We start from the raw sequence: 19,357 nt of genomic DNA, 5'->3' as shown, positions 1-19,357 counted from the left end.
CCAGGCGGTGGGATTCGCGCAAGGATTGTGTGGCGTCAGCACAGCTTCGGGGTGAACTTGTGAAGGTGGTGCGCGGGCATCGCCAGGCTCAGCCCGAACGAGGGTGGGGCGTTACGAGGCTTGACCCGGCGATTGTTGCGGCGCAGCATCGATTTCATGGCGACTCTTTCCTCCCCCGTTCCGGCGGTTACGCAAAATCCGGACATTCGGTATCTCGGCCGCCTGCTCGGCGATGTGATCCGGGCCTATGGCGGAGATCGGCTGTATCGGCAGACGGAATATATCCGGTCCGCGTCGGTCGATCGGGCGCGGGGGCTGCACGGCGCGGATGTGGTGGATACCGGGCTGGAGGCGCTGAGCCTGGATGATACGCTATCCTTCGTTCGGGGGTTCATGCTGTTTTCGATGCTCGCCAATCTGGCCGAGGACCGGCAAGGCGTGGCGGCCGATCCGGACGCCGATGTGGCTTCGGCCATCGAGCGGCTGGAGGGGCATGGGGTCGATCGGGATGCTGTGCTTTCGCTGCTCAACCATTCGCTGATCGTCCCGGTGCTGACCGCCCACCCGACCGAGGTGCGGCGCAAGAGCATGATCGATCATAAGAACCGCATCGCCGACCTGATGCTGCTGAAGGATGCGGGGCGCAGCGAGACGGAAGATGGCGAGAATCTGGACGAAGCGATCGCCCGGCAGATTGCGCTGTTGTGGCAGACGCGGCCGCTGCGGCGGCAGAAGCTGTTCGTGCAGGACGAGATCGACAATGTCCTGACCTATTTCCGCGACGTGTTCCTGCCGGTGCTGCCTGCGCTTTATGCGCGATGGGAGCGGGTATTGGGCGTGCGGCCGCCGAGCTTCCTGCGGGTGGGCAACTGGATTGGCGGGGACCGGGACGGCAATCCCTTCGTCCAGGCGCCGCAATTGCGATCAGCATTGGCGCGGGGATGCGAGGCGGCGGTCGCCTTTTATCTCGACGCGCTGCATGCGCTGGGGGCGGAACTGTCGTTGTCCACCGAGTTGGCGCATGTGCCGGACGGCGTGCTGGCACTGGCGGAGGCAAGCGGGGATAGCTCGCCCAGCCGACAGGATGAGCCCTATCGGCGGGCGATTTCGGGCATTTATGCGCGGCTGGCGGCGACCTATCGCACGCTGGTGGGCAAGGAGCCGCCACGCCCTTCGCGACTGGACGGCGAGCCCTATGCGCAGCCGGGCGACTTGCGGCGCGATCTGGTGACGGTAGCGCAGGGGCTAGCGAGCGAGGGTGACGGCGCGCTGGCGACGGGGGGCGCACTGGGGCGGCTGATCCGGGCGGTGGAAACATTCGGCTTCCATCTCGCCACGCTCGACATGCGGCAGAATAGCGATGTGCATGAGCGCGTCGTTGCGGAGCTGCTGAAGGTGGCGGACGTGCAGGAAGATTATGCCGCGCTCGATGAATATGCGCGGATCGCGCTGCTGCGGCGGGAGCTGGCAAGCAACCGGCCTTTAGGGTCGCGCTTTTCGGAATATTCTGAGGAGACCGCGTCCGAACTGGCGATCGTGCAGGCGGCGGCGGAGGCGCATCGCATCTACGGTCCGGCCTGCATTAGTCATTATATCATCTCCAAGGCGGAGAGCGTTTCTGATCTGTTGGAGGTCAACCTGCTGCTGAAGGAGGCGGGGTTGTGGCGCGCGACGAAGGGTGATGCCCCTGCGCAGGCGGCGATCATGGCGGTGCCGCTATTCGAGACGATCGCCGACCTTGAGGCCGCGCCCAGCATCATGGCGGCCTATTTCGGGCTACCCGAGATTGCGGGCGTGGTGCGCGAGCGGGGCCATCAAGAAGTGATGATCGGCTATTCCGACAGCAACAAGGATGGTGGGTACATCACCTCTACCTGGTCGCTTTATCAGGCGAGCAAGGCGCTGGCGCCGGTGTTCGAGAAGGCGGGGACGGCGATGCAGCTGTTCCATGGCCGGGGCGGCGCGGTGGGGCGCGGTGGCGGGTCATCCTTTGCCGCGATCCAGGCGCAGCCCAAGGGCACGGTGCAGGGACGCATCCGCATCACCGAACAGGGCGAGGTGATCGCGGCGAAATTCGGCACGCGCGATGTCGCAATGACCAATTTGGAGGCGATGACGAGCGCGACGCTGCTCGCCAGCCTAGAACCGGAGGGGATTTCGGACCGGGATGCGGCGCGCTTTGCGGCGGCGATGGATGAGCTGTCGAAGACCGCTTTCGCCGCCTATCGCGACCTTGTTTATGGGACGCAGGGGTTCAAGGAGTTCTTCCGCGAGCTGACGCCGATTCAGGAGATTTCCGGCTTGAAGATCGGCTCGCGGCCCGCCAGCCGGACGAAGAGCACCCGGATCGAGGATCTGCGCGCCATCCCCTGGGTGTTCAGCTGGTCGCAGGCGCGGGTGATGCTGCCGGGCTGGTATGGCATGGGGCAGGCGTTCGACGCTTTCCGTGACAAGGCGCTGCTGGCGGACATGGCGCAGAGCTGGGCGTTCCTGCAGTCGGCGCTCGCCAATCTGGAGATGGTGCTGGCGAAGTCGGACCTCGGGATCGCCGCCCATTATCTGCCGCTGGTCGAGGATCAGGCGGGCGGTGCTGCGATATTCGAACGTATTCGCGAGGGGTGGCAGCTGACCCATGACGGGCTGCTGGCGGCAACGGGGCAGTCGCGACTGCTGGAGAAGAATCCCAAGTTGGATGAATCGATCCGACTGCGCCTGCCCTATATCGAGCCGCTCAACCTGCTGCAGGTGGAACTGATGAAGCGGCATCGCGGCGGGGAGGATGATGCGCGGATCAAGGAGGGCATCGAGCTGTCGATCAACGCGATCGCGACGGCGCTGCGCAACAGCGGGTAAGATAAGGGAATTCGGGACGGCTGCAGTCCAACGCCGCCCCGAACCCCTGGCCTCCTGGAAGGAAGGCCGAAGCGGATAAGACAGCGCGCCAGGCGGTCTGTCCAGCGCTTATGCAAACGGTTCATCCCTTTCCGACGATGAAGCATGGATGAACGCGAAGTGAGCTTCTTCGTCTCTTCATTCACAACCAATTCAACCGGGAGACGTTATCCTGCCCATATTGGAGAAAAGGAGAGAGGCGATGACGTGGTCCGGACAGAAGTTTCTGGCTGCGATTGGCCTTGCAGGTGCGGTCGCCTTGGGCGGCTGCGCCTATGACGATGGCTATTATGGCGGCGTGAGTGTGGGTTCGGGTTATTATGGCAGCGGCTATTATGGCGGCTATTATGATGATTATTGGGGCCCCGGCTATTACGGCCCCACTTATGGCTGGTATGGCGATTATTATTATCCCGGCAGCGGCTACTATGTCTTCGACCGGGGCGGTCGCCGCCACCGTTGGAACGACAGCCAGCGCCGTTATTGGGAAGGCAGGCGCGGACAGGCTCAGCAGGGCGGGCATTGGCGCGGCAGCCTGGCGCAGCCTGATCAAGGCCGCACTTGGCAGGGTCAGCGCCGGCAGGAGCAGTCTTGGCAGGGCCGCCGCTGGCGCGACCGCGATGGCGCGGGTGCTACGGCCAGTCCGCCGGTGACGCGCAGTGAACCGCGTGCGGGCAGCCCGCGCGGCAGCTGGGGCGGTGGCCGGTCGGGTGATTCCGGTGAGACGCGAGACAGGCGATCCGATGGGGATCATTGGCGCGGGACGTTGCGCCGCTGATGCGGGTTGGAACCGGCGCAGCAGCGCTTATCGCATGCCTCTCGCTCGCCGCTTGTGACGGGCGGGAGGAAAGCGCGATCGACAATCTCGCCAACGGCGCCAATGCCGTCCAGGTAGAGAACAGCTTCCGCGCCGAGGCGCAGGCGGCCTTGGAGCCGCTCAAGCCGCCGGCACCCGGAACGCCGGGCGGCCTGCCGGACGACAGAACGCCGCTGGAGGAAGGGTCGAACGATCCCAAGGGGCCGCAAGGCGCTGCCCAGGTGGTGCAGGGCTATTATGGCCTGTTGGAGGCGCGGCGTTTCGACGACGCGCAGGACCTGTGGAACGACGAGAGCGCGGTGGGCGCCGAGGAAGACGAGGTCTTCGCCCGGCGATTCCGCAATTTCAGTGAGATCCACGCGAATGTCGGTGCGCCCGGACAGATGGAGGGCGCGGCAGGGTCGCTCTATGTCGTCGTGCCGGTGCAAGTCTATGGGCGGATCGCGGCCAATGGGAAGCCCTGGTACAGGCTGCGGCAGGTCACGTTGCGGCGCGCCAATGATGTGCCGGGGTCGAGCAAAGCCGACCGGCGCTGGCATATCGAGGCGATCGGGCCTTATGTGGCCCCGGTTGAGGGTGAGACCGATAATGCGGTCGTGGGGAATGGTTCGGAGTGACGATTAGCTGAAAGGGCGAGCCTTGTGCCTCTCGACTTTGTTCGAAGCGAACGGGTGGTCAGGATTACGCTCTAACGAAGAAGGGGGCTGATCTTTGGATCGGCCCCCTCCGCTTTATCAGGAAATTGTCGCCTTCAGGATCTTGCCTGGGGTCCGGGGCGGTTCGCCCTTGGGCAGGGCATCGACATGTTCCATGCCCGAGGTGACTTCGCCCCAGACGGTATATTGGCCGTCGAGGAAGGTGGCGTCGTCGAAGCAGATGAAGAACTGGCTGTTGGCGCTGTTCGGGTTCGACGAACGAGCCATGGAGCAAACGCCGCGCACATGGGGTTCGCGGCTGAATTCAGCCTTCAGGTCAGGCAGCTTGGACCCACCCATGCCGGTGCCGGTCGGGTCGCCGCCCTGCGCCATGAAGCCGGGGATGACGCGGTGGAAGACCACGCCGTCATAAAAGCCTTCCTTGGCGAGTTGGGCGATGCGTTCCACATGGCCGGGAGCGAGGTCGGGGCGCAGCTTGATGACGACATCGCCGCCGCTGTCGAGGGTGAGGGTGAGCGTTTCGTCGGCCATGAAAATCTCCTCTTTCGGGGGAGTGGGGAAATGTTGGTCCATATAGAGCGTTAGGCGGGGGATGGAAGCGCCTCAATCAACCTTTGAGGCATTGCATTTATCCCTTCCATCGGCAAAAGCAGCGAAATGTTACAGGAACCGGACAGTAGGGGACGCGATGAGCGAGCGAGCCGATATGGCCGAACCCCGGCCGGACGACCTAGCTGCTGACGACAAGACCGTCGAGCAGCCGGAATCCCGTCATGACGAGGATGACCGGCTGAGGCCGGACTTTGTTTCCGCCGTTCTAGACGCGGTGGAAGAGGATGACCGGGACCGGGCGCGCGATCTGGTTTCGCCGCTGCACCCGGCGGATATCGCCGACCTTCTGGAACTGACCCCATCCGACCGGCGTGGCGATGTTGCGGCGGCGCTGGGCGATCTGGTGGGCGCGGAGGTTCTGTCCGAGCTCAACGACTATGTGCGCGACGACCTGCTCGACGCGCTTGAGCCGCAGCAGGTCGCCGACTTCGCCGCGGAACTGGATACAGACGACGCGGTGGCGATCATCGAGGATATGGAGGCGGCCGATCAGCAGGCCGTGCTCGATGCGCTGGACCCGGAAGATCGCGCTGCGATCGAAAGCGCGCTGTCCTATCCGGAGGAATCCGCCGGTCGTTTGATGCAGCGCGACCTGGTCGCGGTGCCCGAGCATATGACGGTCGGGCAGGTGATTGACTATCTGCGCGACAATCGCGACCTGACGACCGATTTCTGGGAAATCTTCGTGGTGGACGAGGCGCATAAGCCGATCGGCACCTGCCAGCTGAGCTGGATCCTTACCTGCCCGCGGTCGATCGCGATTGCGGACGTCATGAAGCGCGAGCAGACGCTGATCCCGGTCGATATGGATCAGGAGGAAGTGGCGCTGCGTTTCCAGAAATATGCGCTGATTTCGGCTGCGGTAGTGGATGCGAGTGGGCGGCTGGTGGGCATGATCACGGTCGATGACGTGGTCCACATCATTTCGGAAGAAGCGGGCGAGGACATATTGCGCCTGTCCGGTGCGGGCGAGGGCGACATCAACCAGCCGATCCTGGAGACGGTTCGGACGCGCCTTTCCTGGCTGGTCGTGAATCTGGGGACGGCGGTGCTGGCCGCTTCTGTCGTCGGATTGTTCCAGTCCACTATCTCAAAATATGTCGTGCTGGCCGTGCTGATGCCGATCGTGTCGGGCATGGGCGGCAATGCGGGAACGCAGACCATGGCGGTGGCGGTGCGTGCACTGGCGACCAATCAACTGACCAGTTCCAATACGATCCGGCAGATTGTGCGCGAGTTCCGGATCGCCAGCGCCAATGGAACGGCATTGGGGATCTTGATCGGGATCGCGGTGGGGCTGATCTATGGCAATCATGATTTGGGGATCGTGATCGCGCTGGCGATGCTGACGAACAATCTGGTGGCTGGGCTGGCCGGGATATTGGTGCCGGTGACGCTGGACCGGTTCAATATCGATCCTGCGGTTTCGTCGGCCGTGTTTGTCACCGCTATGACCGATGTGATGGGGTTCTTTTCCTTTTTGGGGCTGGCGACGATCTGGGGGCTTTAGGGTCGCCCTATCTTGACCAGTGTGCGCAAGCGCCCATCTTCTCGCTCATGCCGCTTCATATCACCAAGATAGCCTTTGGCAGCGAAAGTCCTGCGACATTGCGGGCGTGGCTGGAAAGCCATGCGGGTGAGGCGCGGTTGACGACGCGTTACCTGCCCAAGCGTGTGGCGGAGATGGAGGGCGGTTCGCTTTACTGGGTTCACCAGCATCGGCTCGTGGGGCGCAGCCCGTTGATTGGATTTCAGGAGACGGGGCAGGGGCGCTTCTGGATCAGGCTGGAACCCAGATTGATCGCGGTGCGGGGCGCGCCCAAGCGGGCGCACCAGGGGTGGCGGTATCTGGAGGGGAAGGATGCGCCGCCGGACCTTGGCGCGGATGAGGCAGATGATCTGGATGCGATGCCGCCCGCGATGCTGGGGGAGTTGACGCGGTTAGGGTTGGTTTGAGGGGGGGTGAGTGTGTCTCTTAGCGCCGCTCGCTTTGAGCGAAGTTGAGAAGCAGGCGCTTTCCGTTTCTCGACTTCGCTTGAAACGAACGGGGGTATGGGCATTTGACATGAACAGGCGGCGCGGATCAGGCCGCTTTGCCTTGCAGCGCCTTTTGGCGGCGCCTTTGGACGGAGGAGCCTATGCCTAAGGCTTCTCGGTATTTGGCGACCGTGCGTCGGGCTATATCCATGCCCTTGGCGCGAAGCAGATCGACTAGCGTGTCGTCGGACAGGATGGCGTCGCGCGCTTCTGCGGCGATCAGGGCCTTGATGTGGCTCTTCACGGCCTCGGCCGACACCGCGCCTTCGCCGTCCGAGGCCGAGACGCCGCTAGTGAAGAAATATTTGAGTTCATAGATGCCGCGCGGGCAGGCGAGATATTTGTTCGAGGTGACGCGGCTGACCGTAGATTCATGCATGTTGATCGCTTCGGCGACCATCTTGAGCGTCAGTGGCTTCAGATGTGCGACGCCCTTGCGGAAAAATTCCTCCTGGCAGCGGACGATCTCGGTCGCGACCTTGATGATCGTCTTCTGCCGCTGATCGAGTGCCTTGACCAGCCAGTTGGCGCTGGCGAGGCAATCGGCGAGCCACGCCTTTGAGGCGCGGCTCTGCGGGCCGGAGGCAAGCTCCACATAATAGCTGCGATTGATGAGCAGGCGCGGAAGGGTCCCGCTATTAATCTCGATCGACCAGCCAGCGCCGGTGGGATTGACGAAGAGGTCGGGCGTGACCGGTGGCGCGCGATCGGTGGAGAAGCGAAGGCCGGGCTTGGGATTATAGGCCCGCAGTTCGCGGATCATGTCGGCCATGTCCTCCTCATCCACGCCGCAGATGCGGCGCAGCTGGGGGAGGGCGCCGCGGGCGAGCAGGTCGAGATTGGCGAGCAGCTTCGCCATGCAGGGGTCGTAGCGGTTGGCTTCCTTGGCCTGGAGCGTCAGACATTCGGCGAGCGAGCGCGCCCCCACGCCAGTGGGGTCGAAGCCGTGGATGACGCCCAGCACCTCCTCCGCCTGCGCGAGCGGTACGCCGAGGCCATGGGCGGTTTCGAGGAGATTGGCTTCGAGATAGCCTGCTTCGTCGATCTGGCCGATCAGCTGGGTAGCAATGAGCAGGTCCATGCCCGACAGCGCGCTGCGCGCCTGGTCCATCAGATGTTCCTGCAAGCCCTGTTCGGGATTAGCGAAGCTGTCAAAATCGGGCGCTTCGCCGCTGCCGGAGAGCAAGTCTAAGCTGCCTGAGCCAATCGCGCTCGTAGCCCGATCGGCGGGGCCGTCGTCGATGAAGGTTTCCGCACCATAATCGACGTCGAGCGGAGCGTCGGTTTCGCCCAGTCCCTGGCCGATAAGATCGTCGGTCGCGCCGGTCTCGGCGGCAAGAGCAGGGCGATCGATCTCAGCCTCGATCTCGCCGGGCGCAACGGCTTCGACTGGCGCGCCGGTTTCCAGCAGGGGGTTCTTTTCCAGCTCAGCCGCGACGAAGGCGTCGATTTCGAGGTTGGAGAGCGCCAGCAGCTTGATCGCCTGCTGGAGCTGCGGCGTCATTACCAGTGACTGGCTTTGCCGCAGGTCGAGGCGGGGCGCGAGGGCCATTAGCTGGCGCCTTGGCCGTCAGGTCGCAGGGAGGCGGGCGGGCCGCTCATCAGAGCGAGAAATTCTCGCCCAGATAGAGGCGGCGGACATCGGCGTTGGCGACCAGTTCGGTCGGGCTGCCCGCGAAGAGGACCTGACCGCCATAGATGATGCAGGCGCGATCAACGATTTCCAGCGTTTCCCGGACATTATGGTCGGTGATGAGGACGCCGATGCCGCGCGTCTTCAATTGCTTCACCAGATCGCGAATGTCGGCGATGGAAAGGGGGTCGATGCCCGCAAAGGGCTCATCGAGGAGGACAATCGAGGGATTGGCGGCCAGCGCCCGGGCGATTTCGCAGCGGCGGCGCTCACCGCCCGACAGCGCCATGGCGGGGGAATGGGCGAGGCGGGTGAGGCCGAATTCTTCGAGCAGCTGGGTAAGCCGCGCTTGGCGCGCTGCCTTGTCCGGCTCGGCCAGTTCCAGCACGGCGCTGATATTCTGGGCGACGGTGAGGCCGCGGAAGATCGAGGTTTCCTGTGGCAGATAGCCAAGGCCCAGGATCGCGCGGCGGTACATGGGGAGGCCGGTAATGTCCTGGCCATCCAGAATGATGCGGCCTTGATCGGGACGGACGAGTCCCATCACCGAATAAAAGCAGGTCGTCTTGCCCGCGCCATTGGGGCCAAGCAGGCCGACCACCTCGCCCTTGCCCACGGTCAGCGACACGTCGGTCAGGACGGCGCGTTTGTCATAGCTCTTGGCGATGGAGATGACGGATAGCCCTTCGCCCACTTCCTGCGGCGAAAAGGGCGATCGGGCGCCCTGTCTATCCTGGATCATGAGGTCGTCCATTATCCGTCCTTGCTGCTCCGCGGTGCGGAGGTAAAACACCAGCTCTGCCAAGGCAATTGGCAAGCTTTGTGCATGGGATCGCCGCGGGGGCAAGGGGAAAATGGGCAACCGTGCTTCTGCTGCCGTCAAAAGCTTGATTTAAAGCCCCGGAGGGGTCAGGGCAGGGATGGGCCGCGGCTGAAGCTTGCGCTCAACGAAAACTATCCGCTATTGTAAAATTCAGTGGCGAGAATAAGAGGCGAGGAATGAGGATCGAGGACGTGGATTCGGCCGTGTCATGGGCAAAAGCGCTTGGGCGTGAACCGCTCGGCGCGCTGCTTGACCAGGCCGAGGCGATGACGCTGGCGTCATTTGGCGCGACCGTCACCTATTCGCGCAAGGTCTTCATTCCCCTGACTCACCTATGTCGCGACGTTTGCCATTATTGCACCTTCGCCAAAGCGCCGCGCAATGCCGGATCGCCCTATCTGTCGATCGACGAAGTGCTGAAGATTGCCCGGGCGGGTGAGGCGGCGGGATGCCGAGAGGCGCTATTTACGCTCGGGGACCGGCCGGAGGATCGCTATGCCGTGGCGCGGACGGCGCTGGAGGTGTTGGGGCATGGCTCGACGCTGCGCTATTTGCGGGAGGCGGCGGCGGCGGTACTGGTGGAAACGAACCTGTTGCCCCACCTGAACCCCGGCATCATGGGGGACGCCGATCTGGCGATGCTGCGCCCAGTGGCCGCGTCGATGGGCCTGATGCTGGAAAGCACGTCCGATCGGCTGTGCGCAAAAGGGGGGCCGCATCATGGATCGCCGGACAAGGTTCCTGCGGTGCGGCTGGAGGCGATCGAGGCAGCGGGGCGGGCGCGGGTGCCCTTCACCACCGGTTTGCTGATCGGCATCGGCGAGACGCGGATGGAGCGCATCGAGGCGCTGCTGGCGATTCGCGATGCACATGCGCGGCATGGGCATGTGCAGGAAGTGATCGTCCAAAATTTCCGGGCCAAACCGGACACGCGCATGGCGGATCATGCAGAACCGCCGCTGGAGGAGCATCTGTGGACCATCGCGGCGGCGCGATTGATCCTGGGGCCGGAAATGACGATCCAGGCGCCGCCCAATCTGCAGCCGGATGGTTTGGCTGCGCTGATGCGTGCGGGGGTGAATGACTGGGGCGGCGTCTCGCCAGTGACGCCCGACCATGTGAACCCCGAAGCGCCCTGGCCGCATCTGATGGCGCTGGCGGCTGCGACAGCGGCGGCGGGACGGGTGCTGACGGAGCGGCTGGCGGTAGGGCCTGCCTATGCAAAGGAGCCGGAGCGGTGGCTGGAGCCCGAAGTTGCGCTAAAGGTACGGCGAGCGGTGGATGCGCGCGGTCTGCCGATCGTCGAGCGCTGGCGCGCGGGCGCGGGAGAAGCGCCGCCGGTGCTGCCTCTGGTGGGACGGACGCTGATTGGCGGACGGATCGACGAGATTATCGCCAAGGCGGGTGAAGGGCTGGACGATAGCGAGATTATCACGCTGTTCGAAGCCGCCGGGCCGGATGCCGGGCGGGTGATGGAAGCGGCGGATACGCTGCGGCATGAGGCGGTGGGTGACGCGATTACTTATGTGATCAACCGCAACATCAACTACACGAATATCTGCAGCTATCGCTGCGGCTTCTGCGCCTTTTCCAAGGGGACGGCGAAGGCTTTGCGCGGCCCTGCCTATAAGCTGGACCTGGAAGAGGTGGGACGCAGGGCGGCTGAGGCTCATGCGCGTGGCGCGACCGAAGTCTGCCTGCAGGGCGGCATTCATCCGGACTATGATGGGCATACCTATCTGTCGATCGTCCGGACGGTGCGGGATGCCGCGCCGGGGATCCATGTCCACGCCTTTTCCCCGCTGGAGATCGCGCATGGCGCCTCCACCCTTGGCATGGAGTTGGAACCCTATCTGGCGATGCTGAAGGAGGCGGGGCTTTCGACGCTGCCAGGGACGGCGGCCGAAGTGCTGCATGAGGAAGTGCGGGCCATCATCTGCCCCGACAAGGTTTCGACGGATGAATGGGTGGCGGTGATGCGGGCGGCGCATCGCGTTGGCCTGAAAAGCACGGCGACGATTATGTTTGGCCATGTCGATGAGTATCGCCACTGGGCACGGCACTTGAACGTCGTGCGCGGCCTGCAGGAGGAGACGGGCGGCTTTACTGAGTTTGTGCCGCTGCCCTTCGTGCATATGGAAGCGCCGATGTGGCGCAAGGGCAAGGCGCGGTCGGGCCCGAGCTTCCGCGAAGCGCTGCTGATGCAGGCAGTGGCGCGTATCGCGCTGCATGGCGCGATCGGCAACATCCAGGCGAGCTGGGTGAAGCTGGGCGAGCAGGGCGTGATCGCGGCGCTGGGCGCGGGGGTCAATGACCTCGGCGGAGTGCTGATGGACGAATCCATCACGCGCGCAGCGGGCGGAGCGCATGGGCAGTGTTTCGATGTGGAGCGGATGCACCGCACGGCCGAAACAGCGGGCCGATACGCCCGGCAGCGGACCACGCTTTACGGATCGGTCGAACAGGAGGTCGCGGCCTGATGTATGGATTGCTCAAAGGACTGACGGTTGTCGAAGGCGCGGCTTTTATCGCCGGGCCGTCCTGCGGGCTGCATCTGGCGCAGATGGGCGCGACCGTGATCCGTTTCGACCAGATCGGCGGGGGCCCCGACAGCGCGCGCTGGCCGATCGGTCCCAAGGCGCAGAGCCTTTATTGGGAGGGGTTGAACAAGGGCAAGAAATCACTGGCGATTGATCTTGGCCGACCCGAAGGACGGGAGTTGGCGCAGCGGGTGGCGACCAGCGGCGACGGATTGTTCGTCACCAATTTCCCGGTGCAGGGGTTCCTGTCCTATGAAAAGCTGTCCGCGCTGCGGGTCGATCTGGTCTGCCTGCGGGTGATGGGCTGGGCCGATGGCACGCCGGCGGTCGATTATACGGTGAATGCCAGCGTCGGGATGCCTTATCTAACCGGGCATCCAGATGATCCGCGTCCTGTCAATCATGTGCTGCCCGCGTGGGATCTGCTCGCGGGGGCCTATGGTGCCTTTGCGCTGCTGGCGGCGGAGCGGGAGCGGCAAGCGAGCGGCAAGGGGCGTGAGGTGCGACTGGCGCTTTCCGATCTGGCAGCGGCGACGATGGGCAATCTGGGCAATGTCGCCGAGGTGACGCTGAGCGGGCAGGACCGGCCGAGGAGCGGCAATAATCTGTTCGGCGCGTTCGGTCGCGACTTCGCAACGGCGGATGGCGAGCGGGTGATGCTGGTCGCGATCACTCCGCGCCAGTGGACAGGGCTAATCAAAGCGCTGGGCCTGGGAGAAGCGATTGCCGATCTGGAGGCGCGCTTGGGCGTTGATTTCGCCGCCGATGAGGGTACACGTTTTGTCCACCGCACGGAGGTAGACGCTTTGGTGGCCAGCGCGATTGCCGAGCGGCCTCTGGCGAAATGCGCGGAACTGTTCGAAGCGACGGGCGTGACCTGGTCGATCTATCGCACGCTCGCCGAGGCGCTGGAGCGAGAGCCTCGTTTGTTTGCGGACAATCCCATTTATGGCGAGGCGACCCATGGGGGCGGGGATAGCTATCCAACGCCGCGGGCGGCAGCGCGCATTCCCGGCGAGGATCTGGGCGAGCCGTTCGCATCGCCGCGCATCGGCCAGCATAGCGATGAGGTGCTGTCGGATCTTCTGGGCCTGTCGAGCGGCGAGATCGGCAAGCTGCATGATGCGGGGATCGTGGCATGAGCGATCTGGATCCGGCGGCGTTGGAGGAGTGGAAGGGCAGCGTCGGGCGTAGCGAGACGCGCGCAGAGGTATTGGAGCATGAGAGCCTGCGTCGTTATGCGCTGGCGGTCGGCTCCGACCCGAAGGTGGAGCAGGTCCTGCCGCCGCTTGCTCATTGGGCCTTTTTCCTGCCGCAACCGGAAGATGGCGACATAGGCGAGGATGGGCACCCCCGGAGAGGCGGCTTCCTGCCTGCGGTCAGCCTGCCGCGCCGCATGTTCGCCGCCGCAGACATCAGTTTCGAGGCGCCGCTGCTCCTCGGGCGTGAGGCGGAGATGCTGAGCAGCGTCGCGAGCGTCACGCACAAGAGCGGGCAGTCGGGTGACCTGATCTTCGTCGATGTCGATCGGGCGATCAGCCAGGATGGCGACGTGCGCGTGCGGGAGCGTCAAACCTATGTCTATCGGGACATGGGTTCGCCCGCGCCAATGCCGGTGCCAGGGGGTGGGCCTGTCGAAGGGGAGCTATGGGAGCCCGGTCCCGTCAATCTGTTCCGCTTTTCCGCGGTCACCTTTAACAGCCATCGCATCCATTATGACCTGCCCTATGCACAAGAGGCAGAGGGCTATCCGGCGCTGGTCGTCCATGGGCCGTTCACCGCTGCAAAACTTGCAGCTTTCGCGGAGCTCGAGGGCAGATTAGCGCGCTTCAGTTTCCGGGCTCAGTCGCCGCTGTTCCTCGGGCAGCCGATCCGGTTGCAGCGCGGAGAGGGCGAGGTACGGGCTGTTCGCTGCGACGGGGCGACAGCTATGACTGCAAGGGTGGCATATCAATGAGCGGACTACGCCTGCGTTCCTTGTTGTTCGTGCCTGGCGACCGGCCGGAACGGATGCGTAAGGCGCTGGGCAGCGGCGCTGATGCCTTGATCCTGGACCTGGAGGATTCCGTTGCGATCGATGCGAAATCGCGGGCGCGCAAGGAGGTTTCGGCGTTCCTGACAGAAGCGGCGGGTAGCCAAGCGATGCTGTTCGTCCGGGTGAACCCGCTTGATGGCGGGCTGACCGATGCGGATCTGGACGCGATCGTTGAAGCGCGCCCCGCCGGGATCATGCTGCCCAAGGCTGAAGGCGCGGCCTCGATCGCAGACCTGGACGAGCGGCTGCGGATGAGGGGCGATGCGCAGGCGCGGATCCTGCCGATTGCGACGGAAACGCCCAAGGCGCTGTTCCGCCTCGGTGAATATGTGGAGGTCCGCGAGCGGCTCGCGGGGCTTACATGGGGCGCGGAAGATTTGCCTGCGGCGGTGGGAGCGTTGACCGCCCGTCAGGCGGACGGCGGCTATACCCCGCCTTATGAAATAGCGCGGGCGCTCACTCTGTTTGCGGCGGCCGCTGCGGAGGTGACGCCGATCGAGACGGTCTATCCGGCGATCCGCGATCTGGAGGGCCTGGCCGCCTATGCGGCGCGGGGGGCGCGCGACGGCTTTCTGGGTATGATGGCGGTGCATCCCGATCAGGTGCAGGTAATCAACGCCGCCTTTACGCCCGCGCCGGAGGAGATTGCGCATGCGCAGGCGGTGGTTGATGCCTTCGCCGCCAATCCGGGTGCGGGTGTGCTGACGCTCGACGGCAAGATGATCGATTGGCCGCATTTGAAGAAGGCGCAGGCGCTTCTCGCTCGCTGCTAGGAGCATGGCTTGACCCTTTATCTCCCATATGGGAGAGCGGATACATGCCATCGCTCTGGGCCGATCAGAATGAATTGTTCCTGCCGCTGGTGGACGGCATCCATGAAAGCCCCCCCTTTGGCGCCTTTCTGCGCAATCTCGTCGGGCGAACCTATGCCCGGCGCGCCTTCCTGATTGTTTCGCTGGCCAATGCCATGCCGGAGCAGGAGCCGACGGTAATCCATGTTGCGGCACCACGGGCATCGCAGGAGCCGCCGCTGGATTTTCGGCGGCTGGAGGCGCTGCGGCTGCATCCCTACGGCTCGTTGCGGCCAGGGCGCGTCTATGCGCTGGATGAGATGCTGAACTATGATAATGCTGAAGAGTTGGGGCGGCAGCGCGAAGCGTTGAACGAGATGAATATCCGCTATGGCCGCTGGCTGCGTGTCGCGGCGGGCGGCGTTGCAGACGCGCATTTCCTGCTGGTGCGGGAACGGGAGGATTTTTCTGCGTCGGCGGTGGCCGTCCTGTCGAGCATCGTGCCCCATTTTGCAGCGGCGCTACGGACGTTGGTCGCGCTAATCGAGGCGCAGCTACAGGTGGCAATGGCGCAGGGAGCGTTGGCGCGGCTGGGTGTGGCGCAACTGGCGCTCGATTGGGGCGGGCGGGTGATGGCGGCCGATCCAGCGGCGGAGGCGATGCTGGCCTTCACGGTCAAGCCGGGGCCTAGCCCGGAGAGGCGGCTGCAATTGCTGCCGGAGGTGGCGCATGCGCTCAACCGGGCTTGCGCGGAAATGGCGTCGGCCGCGCCCGGGGTGACGCGTGTGATCCGTATCGATGAAGCGCGGGAACTGGACCTGTTGCTGCGCAAGTCGGATGTAGCGCTAAGCGAACCGTGCGCTTTGCCCGCGGTGATCGGAATATTGCGCACGCCCCGGCGAGAGCCCGCCCTGGCGGCAACCGGTACCCTTGCGGCCTTGCATGGATTATCGGCGAGCGAGGCGGCGCTGGCCCACGCGCTGAGCAAAGGGGAGAGCATCGTCAGTGCGGGCGAGCAACTGCGCCTGACGAGTGAGACGGCGCGAAATTACTCCAAGCGGGTTTATGAAAAGACGGGGGCGAAGGGGCAGGCGGATCTGGTGCGGCTGATCCTGACCGGGCTGGCGCCTTTCGCCTGATGAGGCAGGCGGTGCTCTGATTTCCGTAGCCTCGAAACTGTAGAAATTTTGCTTCCTTCCTGCAACTTTCGGGGGCGCTCGTCTGGCGTTTTGACAGAAAAGGGAGTAAAGCGCCGCCCCACGCTACGCATATCAATCTGGACCAGCAGACGACTATGACCACTAGAAATGCTGCCCTTGGGGGCATCCGCGTTATTGACATGAGCCGCGTGTTAGCTGGCCCTGTTGGCGGGCAGATATTGGGCGACCTGGGCGCCGATGTGATCAAGGTGGAACGTCCTGGCGTCGGTGACGACGGCCGGGTGTACGGCCTGGCCGAGGTTCAGGGTAAGGATGGGATGAGCCTCCGCCAAGGGGGGTTCTTCGCGGCGGCAAACCGTAACAAGCGGTCCATCACACTTAACCATTCCAGGCCCGAGGGCCAGGAAATCCTCCTCAGGCTGGTGCGGACCGCCGATGTTCTGATCGAAAATTACAAGGTCGGCGATCTGAAGCGTTTCGGGCTTGATTATGAGAGCCTGAAGGCGGTCAACCCCGGCCTGATCTATTGCTCCGTTACTGGTTTCGGCCAGACTGGACCGATGGCCGCGCGCCCCGGCTATGACGGGCTTTTCCAGGCGACAGGCGGCATGATGGCGGTGACCGGCATTCCGGACGGGCAGCCAGGAGCCGGGCCTCTCAAGGCGGGACCCAGCCTGGTTGATTTTATCACTGGCCATAATACCGCGATCGCTGTCCTGGCCGCGCTGCAACATCGTAACCGCACCGGTGAAGGGCAGCATATCGATATAGCCTTGCTGGATAGTTCGGTGGCGATGCTGAGCCATATCATGCAGGATTATCTGCTCAACGGTGTTCCGCCACCGCGCCTCGGCAATGGCGGCAATGGCGGCGGGCCGGCGGATCTGGTTCATACCAAGGACGGCATGCTGTATCTGACGGCAGGCGGCGACGAACATTGGCGCCGTCTTACCGTTCTGATGGGCCAACCTGAACTGTATCAGGACCCGCGCTTCGACGAGAACTACAAGCGTGGCAAGTTGAACCGCTTGGAGTTGATGGACATCATCAACGAATGGAGCCGTGGCTTCACTTCGGAAGAACTTCAGGCAATGTTCGATGAAGTCAGCATCCCTGCCGCGCGCTACAATGAATTGCCTGAAGTCTGGGAAGACCCGCAGGTCCAGCACCGGGGCCTACGTGTCACGACGCCGCATTCCTGGGCCGCGACGGGCTCGGTCGATCTCATCGCCAGCCCTTTGGCTAATATGTCAGCGTCTCCGGCCACGATCCGCAGGGCGCCGCCGCTGCTCGGCGAGCATACCGCCGAAGTGCTGGGCGAGTTGGGCTATGACGAAGCCCGCATTGCTGAGCTGCAAGAGCTGAAGGTGATCTAATCCAGAGGGCTCCGGCGGCATTTATCAGGCCGCCGAAGCCCTTCTTCAGTTCGAGGTGACTAGGTTTGCGTGGCATACCGAGGGCTCGTTCGGAGATGATGTTGCGCTGGATTTGGTCTGTACTGGGGTAGAGTACCGACCCCGCGTTCGCCCCCGCGCTCTAGGCCTGCGCAACCCTGGGCGCCCCCCTCGCCAACGTCCTTTGCTACGATCGCGATCCTGTCCGTCGCACCGAAAGGCTCGTCGAACTGGCCGAGCTCGCCGCAACTTATGGCATCGCGCTCGCCATCGAATTTTATCCACCCTCCCAGGTCAAGACCCTCAGCGAAGCCCTCGGCGAAATCGACAAGACCGGCCGCAGCGACGTCGGTGTCACCCTCGACCTCCTCCACGTCATGCGCGGCGGCGATGTCGACGCCAGCTTCGTCCTCCTCAACCACCCTGCCATAGCCGTTGCCCAACTCGCCGACGGACCCGCCACCATCGATCCCGCCCAAATCGAATGGGAAGCCGGCATCCAGCGCCTCATCCCCGGACAAGGCGCGTTCCCCATCCCCGCCTTCCTCAACGCCCTCAATCCCAACACACCCCTCAGCATCGAAATACCGCAGCAAAACGCCATCGACAAAGGACTATCCCCTCAAACGCGCCCGAAATGCCGTCAAAGCAGTAAGGGGATTCCTTCAGACTAAACTGCGCTGATCGAAAACGCAGCGTGCTGAAATTTTTTCTCCTCGGTAAAAAGCCCTATTTTTTACGCATCGCCGTAAAGAGAGGCTCGAAACAATCAGGACATTCGCCAAGTTGCGATCGATTGCTGTGCATTGCCGAAGGCGGCGCATAAAGTCGAATAAGGCCGGGCTGAGGGCTCAGTGGCACTCTCTATTTTCGCGCGCTATGGGTTTCCCAGACGGGAGGCATTGTGGAATGCAGATAAGAAATGGGCGCATAGTACCACCGCCCTCATTGGACGCCCTGGACAATAACATCATTGAAATCCTGCGGAAGAATGGCCGTGCGACCAACCAGGATATAGCGCAGCAGCTTTCGGTGACCGCAGCGACCGTTTCCGCGCGCTTGCAGAAGATGGAGGATGCGCGTGCGATGCGGGTGGTCGCTGTCACGGATTTCGCGGCGCGGGGTTATAATGTGATCATTGCAGTTGGCGTGCGGGTGCAGGGACGCAGCATCCAGGATGTGGGCCGGGACCTAGCGAAATTCCCTGAAGTGCTGAGCGTCAATGCCATGAACGGGGGCTATGACCTGGAGCTGATGGTCGCGTTGCATGATTTTTCCGAGGTTCAGGAATTTCTCTACGACCATATCTCGGGCATCGAGGGTGTAGCGCAGATCGATTCCGGTGTGGCTGTCGATATCGTGAAATATGAATTCAACGTGGTTCCACTATGACTGATATGAGCCGCCACCGGCTCGACCCGCTGGACCGCAAGATCGTCGAAAAGCTGTCGCGCGACGCCCGCATTTCCAATCGGGCGATTGCGGCAGAACTGAACGTGACGGAGGGCACCATCCGGTCGCGCATCAAGCGTCTGCAGAAGGAAGGGTTGATACACTTTACGGTCGTGACGGATTTCCGCCTGGCCGGATCGCCGAACCTTTGCATGATGGGGATCGACGCGGATCCGTCGCGTGTTACCGAACTTGCCGAGCAGATAAGGCGAATGCCGGAGATTAATTGCGTCGTGCTGCTGCTGGGCCGATACAATTTGCTGGCGATGGGGCTTTTCACCAACATCGAGCAGCTGAATGAATTGGTGACGAAGAAGGTACGGAGCCTGCCCGGCGTGCAACGGGTGGTGACAAACGTTTCCGTCCACAATCTCAAATATGAAGCTGGGGTGGCGAAGATCACTCGGGCGTCTGAGCCCAGTTGAAGCGCTTCCGAGGGACGGCATAGGCGGTTCCTTCCGGGAATCGATAACTATGTCGATGCCGACGGTGGGCAAAGGGGAAGAGGGTTCGAG

Annotated in this window: 18 protein-coding genes; 14 read left to right on the top strand and 4 right to left on the bottom strand. The window is 63.4% G+C overall.

Annotation, left to right across the window (positions count from 1 at the left end):
- Positions 1–35 precede the first annotated feature (35 nt).
- Positions 36–158, bottom strand: a complete 123-nt coding sequence (locus EP837_RS21885) for a hypothetical protein (protein ID WP_257784378.1) — start codon at positions 156–158, stop codon at positions 36–38.
- On the opposite strand from EP837_RS21885, the gene ppc reads away from it, so the two are divergent.
- The 3 genes from ppc (at position 157) to EP837_RS15160 (ending at position 4,326) form a co-directional block, all read left to right on the top strand.
- On the top strand, positions 157–2,853 hold the full coding sequence (ppc, locus tag EP837_RS15170; RefSeq protein ID WP_066531649.1) for a phosphoenolpyruvate carboxylase: 2,697 nt from the start codon (positions 157–159) through the stop codon (positions 2,851–2,853). The genes EP837_RS21885 and ppc overlap by 2 nt on opposite strands.
- A gap of 241 nt (positions 2,854–3,094) precedes the next feature.
- Positions 3,095–3,670: a hypothetical protein gene (locus tag EP837_RS20655; protein ID WP_082919735.1), complete on the top strand. Its 576-nt coding sequence runs from the start codon at positions 3,095–3,097 to the stop codon at positions 3,668–3,670.
- On the top strand, positions 3,670–4,326 hold the full coding sequence (locus tag EP837_RS15160; protein ID WP_066530413.1) for a hypothetical protein: 657 nt from the start codon (positions 3,670–3,672) through the stop codon (positions 4,324–4,326). Before EP837_RS20655 ends, EP837_RS15160 begins: the two co-directional genes overlap by 1 nt.
- A 117-nt stretch (positions 4,327–4,443) precedes the next feature.
- Here the strand turns inward: EP837_RS15160 and EP837_RS15155 are convergent, their stop codons facing one another.
- Entirely contained in the window at positions 4,444–4,896 is a 453-nt protein-coding gene (locus EP837_RS15155) for a peptidylprolyl isomerase (protein WP_066530411.1), read from the bottom strand.
- A gap of 157 nt (positions 4,897–5,053) precedes the next feature.
- Between EP837_RS15155 and mgtE the strand changes: the two genes are divergently transcribed.
- Positions 5,054–6,487 carry a magnesium transporter gene (gene mgtE / locus EP837_RS15150; protein ID WP_066530409.1) on the top strand — a complete coding sequence of 478 codons (1,434 nt, stop codon included), beginning with the start codon at positions 5,054–5,056 and terminating at the stop codon, positions 6,485–6,487.
- A gap of 47 nt (positions 6,488–6,534) precedes the next feature.
- Positions 6,535–6,933: a DUF1489 family protein gene (locus EP837_RS15145; protein WP_066530407.1), complete on the top strand. Its 399-nt coding sequence runs from the start codon at positions 6,535–6,537 to the stop codon at positions 6,931–6,933.
- Between the two features lie 127 nt (positions 6,934–7,060).
- Here the strand turns inward: EP837_RS15145 and rpoN are convergent, their stop codons facing one another.
- Both rpoN and lptB read right to left on the bottom strand, forming a co-directional pair.
- A complete protein-coding gene (gene rpoN, locus EP837_RS15140; protein WP_066530404.1) occupies positions 7,061–8,566 on the bottom strand; it encodes an RNA polymerase factor sigma-54 in 1,506 nt (501 codons plus the stop codon).
- 49 nt (positions 8,567–8,615) lie between these two features.
- Positions 8,616–9,401: an LPS export ABC transporter ATP-binding protein gene (gene lptB, locus EP837_RS15135; protein ID WP_066530401.1), complete on the bottom strand. Its 786-nt coding sequence runs from the start codon at positions 9,399–9,401 to the stop codon at positions 8,616–8,618.
- Positions 9,402–9,646: 245 nt separating this feature from the next.
- Here lptB and cofH point away from each other — a divergent pair, with 245 nt between their 5' ends.
- The 9 genes from cofH (at position 9,647) to EP837_RS15090 (ending at position 19,267) form a co-directional block, all read left to right on the top strand.
- Positions 9,647–11,950, top strand: a complete 2,304-nt coding sequence (gene cofH / locus EP837_RS15130; protein WP_066530399.1) for a 5-amino-6-(D-ribitylamino)uracil--L-tyrosine 4-hydroxyphenyl transferase CofH — start codon at positions 9,647–9,649, stop codon at positions 11,948–11,950.
- Entirely contained in the window at positions 11,950–13,152 is a 1,203-nt protein-coding gene (locus tag EP837_RS15125) for a CoA transferase (RefSeq protein ID WP_066530398.1), read from the top strand. Before cofH ends, EP837_RS15125 begins: the two co-directional genes overlap by 1 nt.
- Complete coding sequence (locus tag EP837_RS15120) at positions 13,149–13,967, top strand: hypothetical protein (RefSeq protein ID WP_066530397.1); 819 nt, start codon at positions 13,149–13,151, stop codon at positions 13,965–13,967. The genes EP837_RS15125 and EP837_RS15120 overlap by 4 nt, the downstream gene beginning before the upstream one ends.
- Entirely contained in the window at positions 13,964–14,818 is an 855-nt protein-coding gene (locus EP837_RS15115) for an HpcH/HpaI aldolase/citrate lyase family protein (RefSeq protein WP_066530394.1), read from the top strand. The genes EP837_RS15120 and EP837_RS15115 overlap by 4 nt, the downstream gene beginning before the upstream one ends.
- A 44-nt stretch (positions 14,819–14,862) precedes the next feature.
- Entirely contained in the window at positions 14,863–15,975 is a 1,113-nt protein-coding gene (locus EP837_RS15110) for a helix-turn-helix transcriptional regulator (protein ID WP_066530390.1), read from the top strand.
- 155 nt (positions 15,976–16,130) lie between these two features.
- The gene (locus EP837_RS15105; protein WP_066530387.1) at positions 16,131–17,372 is read left to right on the top strand and encodes a CaiB/BaiF CoA transferase family protein; all 1,242 of its coding nucleotides are present in this window, start codon (positions 16,131–16,133) and stop codon (positions 17,370–17,372) included.
- A 176-nt stretch (positions 17,373–17,548) separates the two neighbouring features.
- A complete protein-coding gene (locus EP837_RS22080) occupies positions 17,549–18,064 on the top strand; it encodes a sugar phosphate isomerase/epimerase family protein (RefSeq protein WP_082919734.1) in 516 nt (171 codons plus the stop codon).
- A gap of 235 nt (positions 18,065–18,299) precedes the next feature.
- The gene (locus EP837_RS15095) at positions 18,300–18,782 is read left to right on the top strand and encodes an Lrp/AsnC family transcriptional regulator (protein WP_066530382.1); all 483 of its coding nucleotides are present in this window, start codon (positions 18,300–18,302) and stop codon (positions 18,780–18,782) included.
- Positions 18,779–19,267, top strand: coding sequence for an Lrp/AsnC family transcriptional regulator (locus EP837_RS15090; RefSeq protein ID WP_082919732.1), 489 nt, complete (start codon positions 18,779–18,781; stop codon positions 19,265–19,267). Before EP837_RS15095 ends, EP837_RS15090 begins: the two co-directional genes overlap by 4 nt.
- Positions 19,268–19,357: the final 90 nt, after the last annotated feature.

The organism is Sphingobium sp. EP60837 (assembly GCF_001658005.1).
GTDB classification, from domain to species: Bacteria; Pseudomonadota; Alphaproteobacteria; order Sphingomonadales; family Sphingomonadaceae; genus Sphingobium; species Sphingobium tyrosinilyticum.
The sequence above is the reverse complement of the archived record's forward strand: the minus strand, read 5'-3'. Positions and strand labels throughout refer to the sequence as shown.